This window comes from Petrimonas sp. (genome assembly GCF_963921705.1).
In the GTDB taxonomy this organism is placed as follows: Bacteria; Bacteroidota; Bacteroidia; order Bacteroidales; family Dysgonomonadaceae; genus Petrimonas; species Petrimonas sulfuriphila.
The window spans coordinates 2,986,781-2,998,802 of the sequence record NZ_OY997410.1; the positions used below are offsets into that span (position 1 = coordinate 2,986,781).

The window sequence follows — 12,022 nt, forward strand, 5'->3', positions numbered from 1 at the left end:
CTATTTTGGTTCAATACGATAGTCATTTTGCTCAATGTTCGGATTTACATCAACCTGATTTTGCGGTATCGGGGCAATGAAATTAGTTTCGTTTAACTTTTGACCTGTGGCTCTCAACACGGTAAGTGCACGTCCTGTCCGTACCAAATCAAACCATCGATGACCCTCGAATGCCAGTTCGTTACGGCGTTCTTTTTCAACTGCCAAAAAAAGCTGATCTTTACTGACAGCGGGAATATCCGCCGGAGAACCCACTTCTGTGCTTTGATAACCAAAACCACGACGACGAGTTTGATTAATATATTCAGCTGCTGAAGTTAAGTCTCCGGACTGAATTAAACATTCTGCGTACATCAAAAGAACATCCGCATACCTAAGAAATGGCCAATTGTTATTAGCATCACCATTGGCATAAGGTATGTCCCTATATTTACGAACGTGACGGGCTACTACCCATTGTCCTGTTTGTTTATTCGTATACCCCAAAGCCATAGAGAAGTCTCTGCGAAAATCACCTTCGTCCCAAGATTCCCACATTCCTTCTTCAGGGATATTGTCATCACCGGAACCACCAACAGCTACTACATTATCACCCGAAGCGCCAGGAGAGAACGAATTTACCCAGCCACTTCCGGTACCGAACCCGCCTTTCTTAAATTGAGCTTCAAAAATGGCTTCTTCATTGTTATGATTGTTGGGGTCAAAATATTTCTCAAATCCATCACAGGTTCCGGGTGTGTTATTTTCAATCAGGCGATACTGCTTGGAATCAATAACCTCTTTGAGGGGCACTGCTGCTTTGGCATAATCTCCCATGGTTAGGTATACCTTGCCGAGTAGTGCCTTTGCAGCTCCTGATGTTGCCCGGCCAATATCAGCCGGCGAAGAGTACGACTTAGGAAGCGCAGCAGCATCAGTCAAGTCTGCTATAATCTGTGCATATACTTCATTTTTTTTCGTACGTAACACATTGTAAGATTCAGGAATAGTTACAGTCTTTGTCATTAAGGGGACATCCCCGAAAATACGGACTAAGTTGAAATGCAGAAAGGCTCGCAAAAACTTTGCTTCCAGAGTATAGCGGTTTTTTAATGATTCCTCTACATCTGAGTCTATCAGTTCCTCTATGACTTTATTAGCCCGATTGATACCAAAATAAGCATCATCCCAAAAACCGGATAAAAATGGGTTTAATGAACGAAGATAAAACTTATCGAATTCATCTCTGTCTGTTACTGTACCAGACAACACTCCATATGTATTGTCCGAAGGTATCTCAGCCAATACGTACCAATTTTTTGTCACGCCATTGCTTCTGAGTATAGAATAAGCACCATTTAAAGCGAACTCCAATTGTTCGGGTGTTTCATAATACACCTCTTCGCTTAACTTGTCTTTAGGAACAAGATCCAAGAAATCGGAACAAGAATATATGATAAGGAAGATAAAAACCATACTTCCCAATTGCAATATTTTTTTCATAGGAATAATTTTTATAATTAATTATATCAAAAAGTTATATTTAACCCAAAGCTATAAGACTTGGACGTTGGATAAATTCCGTGGTCGGAACCAGGGGTTACCGTATTCTCAGATGTATTAACTTCAGGATTAAAACCAGAATATTTGGTAATTGTAATCGGGTTCTGTGCTGAAAGATATATCCTCAAATTTTCAATATTTACCCTACTAAGAATTCTATTCGAAAAGGAATACCCTAATGTGACGTTGTTCAAACGCAAATAAGAACCATCCTCAACCCAACGACTTGAAACCTGGCTTGTCTGACCTGTGGGGTTTGCATACGCACGCGGCATCCATCCATCCCCGGGTTCTTCTTCTGACTTCCACCGATTCAAAACAGTTCTTAGCTGGTTCTGATTTCCTTCTAGGTTTTCATAATAGCGTTTACCAATATTTAGTATCTCTCCCCCATAAGAGCCCTGTATCAATATACCCAAATCAAAATTCTTGTAAGAGAAAGTATTATTTATACCGTAATAAAAGTCCGGCTCTGCATTCCCAATTTCAGTGCGGTCATCAGAAGTGATTACTCCGTCGTCATTAACATCACGATACATTGCATCACCAACATTAGATGTTGCTTCTTTAGGATTTTCATCAAACATTTTTTGATTCATATAGACTCCCAAATGATCAAATCCGTAGAATGTTCCAAGAGGATATCCTATTTTTAAAACATGGCCCTGACCAGAGGTTTGCGCTGTGTAATAAATCGGATCACCCGCGGGGCCTAATGCCTTCACCTCATTTCTGTTCAACGATAAATTAGCGTTGACCAACCAGGAGAAATCACTGTTGTTAATAATGTTTGCTCCAACGTTGAATTCCAATCCCCAGTTATCGACCTTGCCTATATTCTGGTAAGCACTTCCAAATCCCGTAATCGTAGGAATGGGCACATTCAATAACAGGTCAGTTGTTTTACGACTATAATAATCAGTTCCAACAGTCAGTCTGTTATCAAAAAAACCCATTTCTAAACCCAAATCCAATTGAGATGCTTTTTCCCAGGTAAGGTCGGGATTGGCAATAGAATTCATGTTAGCTCCATTTACGATAACTCCGGACCCACTGCCAAACACATAATTGCTTGTAGCAATTGTCCCGATGGCTGCATAATTGTTTGATAAAGCATCATTACCCGTAACACCGTAACTTGCACGCAATTTCAGATCACTGAACAAATCCAGGTTGCTGATAAATTTTTCTTCTGAGGCCCGCCACATGACAGACATGGATGGAAAATTACCGAACCTGTTGTTCTTCCCAAATTTTGAAGATCCGTCTGAACGGAAAGAAGCAGTCACATAATATTTATTGTTATAATTGTAATTTACGCGGCCAAGATAAGACATCATTGCCCATTCATTCATATTAGAAGATCCTTGTCTGATTTTAGCGTTACTGATCACTTCAATAATGTCATCCGGAAAATCAGAACCGTTAGCATAAGTTTGCTTCCAGGTTTGTTTTTGTACCGTAAATCCAGCAACCGCATCAAAATTATGAACACCATTAAACGTTCTCGCATACGACAATGTATTCTCGTTCAAATAGTTGAACGTTTCTTGCGCATCTGACTGAGCTTCACGATGTTGAGGTAATCCCAACCCCGGATTCCCGGCAATTGGAATTTTACCCGCTGGCCGGAAGAAGTTTCTACTGTAGTTTGTTATCGTTGCACCAAGGGTTGTTCTAAACTTTAAACTCTTATCACTTAGCAATGCAAGTTCTGCATAGGCATTGGTAAATAATTGTAATTGATTTGTTTTATTTTTTATTTCAGTTGCGCTTGCTACAGCGTTGGGTAAACCCGTTACACCATCCCCACCCGCTTTACCGAAATCGATTGAAGAAGCATACACTCCATTTTCATACCTGACCGGTACCCACGGAGCTACAGCAACCGCTTGAATAATTACTCCATTTGTCGGGTGTCCCTCACTAACACCATTAGAGTTTGAATAATTCGGTGCAATATTTACTCCTAAGGTAAGCCTTTCGTTGATTTTGGAATCAATCTTGGCACGAAATGAGAAACGTTCAAAGTTTGTATTAAGAATAATTCCGTCCTGATTAAAATATCCGGTAGAGAAAAAATAATTTATATTATCAGTACCTCCAGAAACATTTAATTGATAATTCTGAACCGGAGCTGTCCTGAAAAGTTCATCCTGCCAATCAGTACCATTCCCTACTGCAGCAACAGCCGCAGGATCATCGTAAAAATCAGGGTATTTATACCTGTAACCGGAAGGCCTATTGACAACAGGATCCGTAATCTTGGCACCCGGAACACTTGCTATATATTTTGCATTAAAGGCTTCTTTGTTTAACTCTATAAACTCCTGTGCATTTAATAATTCCAGTTTTTTAGCAACAGTCTGTACACCTACATAGCTATCAAATTGTACAGTAGCTTTGCCCTGGCGGCCGGATTTAGTCGTAATCAAAATAACGCCGTTCGAAGCTCTTGAACCGTAGATTGCTGCTGCTGATGCATCTTTTAATACTTCTATTGACGCAATATCATTTGGATTAAGGGTAGACATATCTCCCGTGATCGGAAATCCATCTACAACGTATAGAGGGCTACTATTAGCCGTAATTGATGCTGCCCCGCGAACACGAATGATAGCACCTCTCCCTGGCGATCCGGAACCTTGTTGTACGGATACACCACTAATCTGGCCGGCCAATGCCTGAGTTGCATTTGAGATATTTAAATCCTTAATATTATTGCTTGAGACCTGCCCAACGGATCCGGTAAGGTCTCTTTTCCTAACCGTACCATAACCAACCACAACTACCTCATCAAGTAGTTCGACATCGGATTGAAGCACAATACGCATATTCGGTTGTGCTACTACTTCAAGTGTTTTTAAGCCAACATATGAAACAACCAATACATTGGTCCCTGTCGGAACAGTTAGAGAAAAGTTCCCATCAATATCTGTAACAGTACCTTGTCCTGTACCTTTAATTTGAATTGATGCCCCTATCACGGGCTCACCGGATTCTTCCAATACAACCCCCTTTATTAGAGTTTGTGCTAACATTAATCCTGTATTCAGCAAGAATAAGGAAAATAAAGTAAAAATAAACTTTTTCATAAGCAAATAATTATCAATTTCATAGTGTAAATAATTTATAGAAAATTTAATTTAATTGTATCTCTTCGTTGGTATTTTATTAATTTAAACTTTTATTCTATCTATCGTTAATTAAAGGCTGGGTAACGTTCTTTAATCAGGAAAATAATCCTATAGCATTACTCGGCGCAAAGTAATGATTTAAAAAAATTTAAAATGATTACTTTTGCGAAACAAATACCTCGAAAAACGCAAATAAAATTGCAAAATATTTTATTTAATAACTTACTTCAACCTCCGTATCTTAACGTTTTTATACCAAATTTCAGATCCGTGATTCTGAAAATCGATGTGGCCGAATGAGGATTTCATAAAAAAAGGATTATCTTTCCATTTTGAGTCTGCAATTTTCGACTTCCAGTCTTCAGAACCAATTTGGCACTGCATAACTACAACCTCATTTACCCAGTGGGTTATCAAACCGTTTGAGATTCTAATCCTGCCACTGTTCCATTCCTTGGCAGGCATAATTTTTTTATCAGTTGAAGGAGGATAGACATCGTATAGTGATCCTACCGATGTTTTACTAAAATTTTCTTCCTCTCCATATACCTGATATTCTGCACCGGTTTGATATGGCTTCTTCCACTGAACTCCTTCTCTAACTCTATAGATTACACCACTATTCCCTTTTTCCGGGATTCTCCACTGAAATTTAAAATCAAAATCACCAAATGCATCAACTGTCATCAGATCATCTCCCCCTGAAGTTCCATTGCAATAAATTGCATTATCGTTCACCGACCAGGTCTTTGGTGTATCTCCATTGTACGCTTTCCAGCCTTTTAAAGACTTGCCATCGAATAACAACTCCCAACCTTGTTCGAACTCTTCGGGTGTCAGGATATTATCCTTATCCTGTGCTGATAATGAAATTGAGAAAAGGAATAAGAACGTAAAAAAAAATGTTGATTTCATCGTGTTAATATTTTTATAATGTTTTTTATAAATTCCATCCGGGACGGTAATTGTGTTTGATCCATTGTTCACACATATTAAGTGCATTCCATTTTATCCATTTTTGAGATTTCTGTTCCACACTTCTGGTAACAATATCACTAGAGAAAGGTGTTAATTCAGCGGTTGTTAGCTCTTCGTTTGGGGAAATATTGGTTACTTGCATCTTTTCACTGTCCCATAAAAGTGTCTTTTGAAGTGATTGCAACCTTATACCCAGATTTCCCATTACAACCATTTCGTTGAAGGGACCTGCATAACTGAAATCCGAAGAAGGTTGTCCACCATTTTTACAGCAATCAACAAAATGCATTTCATGTCTGCCTCCTCCTAATGGATTATCGGGGATTCTTTTCAAATCTACCTTGACCTCAGGAATAAAACAGGAGCCGTTTCTATATGTTTTCCAATTTTTACCATAATCTTCAGCAATGAGGATAGCCTCTGAGCCAACAAGCATAAACCCTCCCCCGGGGTTCATGGGAGCATCTTCAGGGAGATTATAGGGGCGTGAAGGCATCAAACCTCCGTCATACCACGTCAATTCCAGTTCGGGCAGTTGACAGTAGGGTAAATTATCTCTGGCGGGAAATTTGTAACTAACTTTTGCCGATATAGGCGCACTTTGTGTATTAACAAGAGATGATGCTGCTTGGAATGCAACAGGTTGTCCGAGTTTTAATGCATAATAAGGTACATCCAGCAAATGGCATCCCATATCGCCAAGAGCTCCTGTACCAAAATCCCACCACCCTCTCCAAATCCATGGATGATATTCAGGATTGTATTCTCGCATGGGTGCAGGACCTATGAACAAGTCCCAGTCTAGTGAATCCGGAACAGGTACTTTTATTAAAGGCTTTGGCATACCTTGTCTCCATATGGGCCTGTTTGTCCACACATGCACCTCACGTACGGTACCTAAACAACCACTTTGTACTACTTCTGTCACCTCATACACGGTGTCAGAAGAATGGCCCTCATTTCCCATTTGAGTTATTACTCCTGTTTTTTTTGCTAACTGAGAGAGATATCTTGATTCCCAAACAGAATGAGTCAGAGGTTTTTGAAGATAGACATGTTTACCTAATTCCATTGCGGCTGCAGCAGTTACAGCATGTGTATGGTCAGGTGTAGCAATTACAACTGCATCAATGTCTTTTTGTTTCTCCAGCATTAACCGAAAATCTTTATATCGGGAAGCCTTTGGATAAGATTTGAAAACATCCCTGGCGTAATTGTAATCACAATCGCATAGAGAAACAATGTTTTGCCCGACCATATTTCTCAGGTTCACTTTTCCTTTGCCCCCAATACCGATTCCAGCAATATTAAGCTTATCGCTCGGAGCGACGTGCCCTAATCCCGAGACAGCATAACTTGGAAGAATAGTTAACGATACGCCGGTTACGGCCGCATTCTTTAAAAAAATCCTTCGTTTCATCTATTAACTAATTTATTTAATTGGCCAAAAAAATATAAAAAACTGATTATCAAATAATTCATTGGAGTTTTGCAAATTTAAGCAAATTACAGTACTTTACCTTTTTTCCACCCAGATAGGAGAACTCCAAGCCCATTGCTGGTTTTTTTGTCTTACGCGCACATAGTAGTAATCGATCTCTCTTTCTGCAACAGTATCTTCCATATAATGTTCTACCTGAAAAGCGTTTTCAGGGATTGCCCTGCCGAACAATATTGCTTCACTCAACCAGCCTATCATAAAGTGTGATTTTGAACCTTGTAATAATTCTCCGATAGAATGCGTGATCTTTTTCCCATTGAAATCGGACGTTAAGTTTCCCGCTTTAGGCATGGTTACATCTAAAATAACACCCTGAACTGTCGGAGTCATAGTATTGGGGTTCTTGGTGCTATACACATCCAGTATTGTTTCTTTTTCAGAAGAGGATAAAACCCTGTTTACCCGGGTCTTAAATGCTTTCTCGCCAGGCTGGGGAGAAGTATATGCCGCTCCTCTGAAACAGGGCGTTATCCTATTTATTATCCCTTTATCAATTGATAATCTACCGTTCCAATGTACATATTCTTCTTCACGGTTCCATCCGAATTCTACTTTTATTTTACATCTCACCGGATCTTCCTTAGGTACCGTGGGAATAAGCGGCCCGTTCATGCGTGCGATGCATCTACCGTTCTTGATAATATCTACGTAATCAACCGAATTCTCTCCCTCTACATTCAGGTAAATTCTTCGACTGTTTCCTCTGATGACTTCGCCCATGATGGCGTCGTTGATCCGAAAATCTATCTTTATCTTGTCACCCGTGGCACATCCTACATTTCTGTTCTGCAAAGCATGCCAAATATCATCACGTTTGAGGGAAGGGGCGAGGGCCATCACCCGTCCGTCACCATAGCTTCCGGGGTAGCCGGCATGTTGATCCGTAGAGCCGATAATTCCAAATTTGTACCCTTGTTCCAATCCGTACAACACGGTTCCTTCCCATTGCCTGGGACCCATGTCGTGCAGGTAGTTGTAGTCGCCGTCATCGCTTTCAGCCAGCCCGTGGCGGGAGTACATTTCAACGAAAGGCGTCTGTTCGTCTTCCTGAAATGATTTCCAGTTATATCCCCGGAAGCCGGTCTGATATCCCATGTGGTGAGGTGTAACAAAAGCTTTCTGCCCTTTGAGCCTTGCTTTCAGCTCCATGGCATTTGAAGGTTCCACCATTGTCCCTTCCAAATCATACAACAATGCCACGTGATCGCCATGCGCCATATCGTGACATTCGTAGCTCAAAAAAGTAAGAAACTCATTTTCCTTGTTGTATCCGCTCGTCATTTTCACGTATTCGTCCCATTTCCCTGCACGCAAAGCATCGAATGATTTGGTGTGATAGTCGATAACCCATTGCAGGCGCATATCATTCCTGCCGGGAATATCTTCCCACATTGCGTGAGGGGTGACCGAAACAAAGTCGAGCTGCTCCCTGGCTGCTTCAAACGCATCTCTCATATCTCCGTGCCCATAGGTGAGATTGCAGTGGTTATGTATATCACCCCAATAGAGTTTCAGGTTATGGGAAGATGGTAATGTTTTTTTTGCCTCTTTGGATTTTGGAGGACAACCTTGCAACAAGCTACCTGTTGCGGCTAAACCAACAAATGTCCATCCCGTCTTATTGATAAATTCTCTCCTGTCCATCTCGTAAGAACTAATCCAATTTCCAAGGTTTTCTATACTCGTACGACAGGTATTTGTTAGCGACCTCAGAGTTAGTAAATCTTTCGTTTACCGCATCCCATTCAAGCCTTTCCCGTGTCATCATAGCAATTGTTGCCAAATGCGCCATAGTGGTTGATCTGTGTCCAATCTCCAAGGTAGCCCAAGGTTGTTCGCGTGATTTTACACAATCGAGGAAGTTACGCACAAGGCTTGACGCACTGTTTTTATAACTACCATCAATTAACAGCGTGTCATCTTTAGCCAAAGAGTAATCTTCGGGCTCGATCATTGGCTTCCATGTCTGAAATTGTCCCGCACTGGCAGGAGTAATCTTATAATCATTTTCTCCTGTATGGATTGTCCCCTTTGTACCTCTCAGCTCGAGAAATCCGTGGGGAATAAATGTGCCGGTACTTGCTTCAAGTATTGTTAAAGTAACAAGTACTCCCGATTTAAATTCGTATGTTACATGCATTGTATCTGGAATGGTACGATCATCATTCAATACAAATTTACCTCCATGTGCACTGATGGCCGTTGGAGCCTCTTCATCTATAAGCCATCTCAACAGATCGAGATAATGAACACCGTTATTAGAAATCTGGTTTGCATAGTCCTCCCACCAGCGGAACATGTAGGGAGCAATGTTATACTGATACGGCCGGTAAGCTCTTGGACCTAACCACATGTCCCAATCAAAATTTCTTGGCGGGGTCTCAGGCTGTAATTTCCCAATGCCGCTAGGATACATGTTGCTTACATGACAAGCCGACGCAAAAGTTACTTTTCCTATTTTTCCTGCGGGGATTTCTTTTGCTAATCTCTGAAAAGTTGGGGCGCCACGCCTGTTTAAACCCACCGTCACGATTTGCCTGCTGCTGTTGCCAACTTCAACCATTCTTCGGCCTTCAGCAATTGTTTTTGATAAAGGTTTTTCAACAAATACATCTTTACCCGCATTTATTGCATCAATTGTTTGCAAAGCGTGCCAGTGGTCGGGTGTTGCAATACAAACAGCATCAATACTTTTGTCTCCTAACATCTCCCGATAATCTTTGTACTGCTTTACGTTTGAAGGGAAATTTTCTCCCATCTTGGGTATTCTCGTCCCCATATCTTTCTTGTAACGATCGAGTACAGCAGAATAATCTCTTGTCACGTATGGCTCATATACGTCACAGAGAGCTGCTACTTCACAGTCAGGTTCTTCCATAAAGAGGTGTAAAAGTTGTGTTCCGCGATTACCTACTCCAATAAATCCTACCCGAACCTTGTCATTAGCACCGATTACTCTTTTCTTTGTGTCGGTAAATGGTGCAGCAACTGTAGTTTTAGTTACCCCGGCGACAGATATTCCGGCGACAGCCATCGATGATTTTTTGAGAAAATCCCTACGTGTTGTTTTGTTTTTCATAAATATCTTTGTTTAGCTTATATTTCCTGTTGTTTTTTTGAACATTTCTTCATAATGAGGTATTGAATCAAAAATTCCACCTCCATTATTGAAGTATTCTTTATTGGTGTGGTAAAATCCATCTTTTACATCAACCCAAGAAGCTCTGCACTGAGGGAGGTATTTTTTCATTTGGTGCCAATTTACATAGTTCTGATGTCCGTTACTTTCTACCAAACCGAGATTATCAAGGCCGGGGAACGACTTTAACCGGGCCGCTACATTTTTGTTCCACTCTACCAAAATAGGATTAACAGTCAGGTCAGCACAAAAGCAGGGAATATTTCTTTCTGCCGCAGCTTTTGCAATCTTCATTGTCATACTCAATGTCTTAGCAATAGGTTTCAAAGCCACTGCCTTATATCCCATCTGAATACGTTTAATAGTGTCCTTGTCAGTATGGGCACTCTCATCAGCTGCTAATCGAACGGGGACATCCGCAACATCCATCTCCATTTTTTCAGGAAAAGGCTCTTCAACCATCGCTATTTGATCGAATGCGCCAATCTGCCGGGCATAATCTAAAAAACGATTAAAGGTATCTTTGGCTTCGTATCTGCCATTAGCATCAAAATAGTAAGGTAACCTCCCGGTCTTGGAGTATGGTGATCTTATATCTTTTAAAACATTGTGTATTTCAAGTAGCCGGTTTTTATCTTTTTCAAGCATTTCTGACTGCGTACCCGACTGACCAATTTTTATTTTCATAAAGAAGTATCCCTGCTCTACCTCTTTTTTTATCTCCTCTGGTGTAACATTATATGAGATTAAAGGTATTGCTGCAAGTTTTTCATGTTTCCCAGAAAAGGTGGTTTTAAATTCATCAGGAATCAATTGATCAAAATTCGTAATTCCATTTTCTTTAGCATAAAGCAGCCAAAGGGCGTTATCTACTGAGACCAGTGCATTAAGAGCAAAAGTCTTTCTCAAGTCAGAATTGTTTGTGACTGATTTGCCATACTCATGAACCTCTTGATATAAAGGCTCAATCAACTCAGTAGGATTATTGAATGATTGATTTTTCAATAACTGAAGTGCTCGCTCAGTCAAGGAATACATAAGAGCATTACCTCCTGATTCTGAATGAGAGGAAAATATCAAATCATCCGACCACAAAACACTTTGTGTGCCTAAACCAATTCCATGGTTATTGTTTCTACTTCGTAAATAACTTACAGTTTGCCAAAGTTCAGAAAGGTAGCCACCTTTGAATCCAAATGGATTTCGGAGAGGCTCTCGTTCAAACCGGGAATCAACACCAATAATTTTTATATTTCCTCTTACATATTTTAAAGATAAAGTCTTCCCAGGTTCAGATGCTGTTTCCGTTTTGTTGTTTTTTTTTGGTATACAGCCAGGACTTAATAACGTGGCACCGCCCAATAGGCCCATGCTGTTTGTTAAGAATTGTCTTCGTGATATCATAAGCCTCAGTCAATTGTTTCGAAGAAATTTCACAGTATAAAGAAATAGTATAAAAATAATAATTTTACTTAACATTCCGCACAACAACCCTCAAAAAACGTAATTACCTCATTTCAGTTCTGCTTGCAAAGCATCTGTTTTAGATACATTTTACATATCCAATTCATTGTAACGGTTTATTACTGTGCCGACCTCGAAATATGTTAACAACCTATATATGAGATTTAATGATGTTCTATGCGTAATAAAAGAAGCATAAGGCCTTCGCATCCTTTATGCCTGAAAAGCATAATACGAGGCATTTTTTTTTGATAGACGGCA

Annotated in this window: 7 protein-coding genes; all 7 read right to left on the reverse strand. The window is 40.2% G+C overall.

Going from position 1 to position 12,022, the window contains the following annotated elements; genetic code table 11:
- The 7 genes from AACM02_RS12530 to AACM02_RS12560 all read right to left on the reverse strand — a co-directional run bounded on the left by AACM02_RS12530 (position 1) and on the right by AACM02_RS12560 (position 11,668).
- Positions 1 to 1,482, reverse strand: a complete 1,482-nt coding sequence (locus tag AACM02_RS12530) for a RagB/SusD family nutrient uptake outer membrane protein (RefSeq protein WP_339117154.1) — start codon at positions 1,480 to 1,482, stop codon at positions 1 to 3.
- 26 nt (positions 1,483 to 1,508) lie between these two features.
- Positions 1,509 to 4,637 (reverse strand): TonB-dependent receptor, encoded by a 3,129-nt coding sequence (locus AACM02_RS12535; RefSeq protein ID WP_339117155.1) that lies wholly within the window; start codon positions 4,635 to 4,637, stop codon positions 1,509 to 1,511.
- 264 nt (positions 4,638 to 4,901) lie between these two features.
- Positions 4,902 to 5,594: a DUF1080 domain-containing protein gene (locus tag AACM02_RS12540; protein WP_339117156.1), complete on the reverse strand. Its 693-nt coding sequence runs from the start codon at positions 5,592 to 5,594 to the stop codon at positions 4,902 to 4,904.
- A 25-nt stretch (positions 5,595 to 5,619) separates the two neighbouring features.
- The gene (locus AACM02_RS12545) at positions 5,620 to 7,077 is read right to left on the reverse strand and encodes a Gfo/Idh/MocA family protein (protein WP_339117157.1); all 1,458 of its coding nucleotides are present in this window, start codon (positions 7,075 to 7,077) and stop codon (positions 5,620 to 5,622) included.
- Between the two features lie 96 nt (positions 7,078 to 7,173).
- Complete coding sequence (locus AACM02_RS12550; protein WP_339117158.1) at positions 7,174 to 8,802, reverse strand: Tat pathway signal sequence; 1,629 nt, start codon at positions 8,800 to 8,802, stop codon at positions 7,174 to 7,176.
- A 10-nt stretch (positions 8,803 to 8,812) separates the two neighbouring features.
- A complete protein-coding gene (locus tag AACM02_RS12555) occupies positions 8,813 to 10,237 on the reverse strand; it encodes a Gfo/Idh/MocA family oxidoreductase (protein WP_339117159.1) in 1,425 nt (474 codons plus the stop codon).
- Positions 10,238 to 10,249: 12 nt separating this feature from the next.
- Complete coding sequence (locus AACM02_RS12560; protein WP_339117160.1) at positions 10,250 to 11,668, reverse strand: hypothetical protein; 1,419 nt, start codon at positions 11,666 to 11,668, stop codon at positions 10,250 to 10,252.
- Positions 11,669 to 12,022 lie beyond the last annotated feature (354 nt).

Excerpts from the sequence above, each read along its gene's own strand:
- AACM02_RS12530 (WP_339117154.1), bottom strand. The coding sequence starts at position 1,482 with ATGAAAAAAATATTGCAATTGGGAAGTATGGTTTTTATCTTCCTTATC.
- AACM02_RS12560 (WP_339117160.1), bottom strand. The coding sequence starts at position 11,668 with ATGGGCCTATTGGGCGGTGCCACGTTATTAAGTCCTGGCTGTATACCA.
- AACM02_RS12555 (WP_339117159.1), bottom strand. The coding sequence starts at position 10,237 with ATGAAAAACAAAACAACACGTAGGGATTTTCTCAAAAAATCATCGATG.
- AACM02_RS12540 (WP_339117156.1), bottom strand. The coding sequence starts at position 5,594 with ATGAAATCAACATTTTTTTTTACGTTCTTATTCCTTTTCTCAATTTCA.
- AACM02_RS12545 (WP_339117157.1), bottom strand. The coding sequence starts at position 7,077 with ATGAAACGAAGGATTTTTTTAAAGAATGCGGCCGTAACCGGCGTATCG.
- AACM02_RS12550 (WP_339117158.1), bottom strand. The coding sequence starts at position 8,802 with ATGGACAGGAGAGAATTTATCAATAAGACGGGATGGACATTTGTTGGT.
- AACM02_RS12535 (WP_339117155.1), bottom strand. The coding sequence starts at position 4,637 with ATGAAAAAGTTTATTTTTACTTTATTTTCCTTATTCTTGCTGAATACA.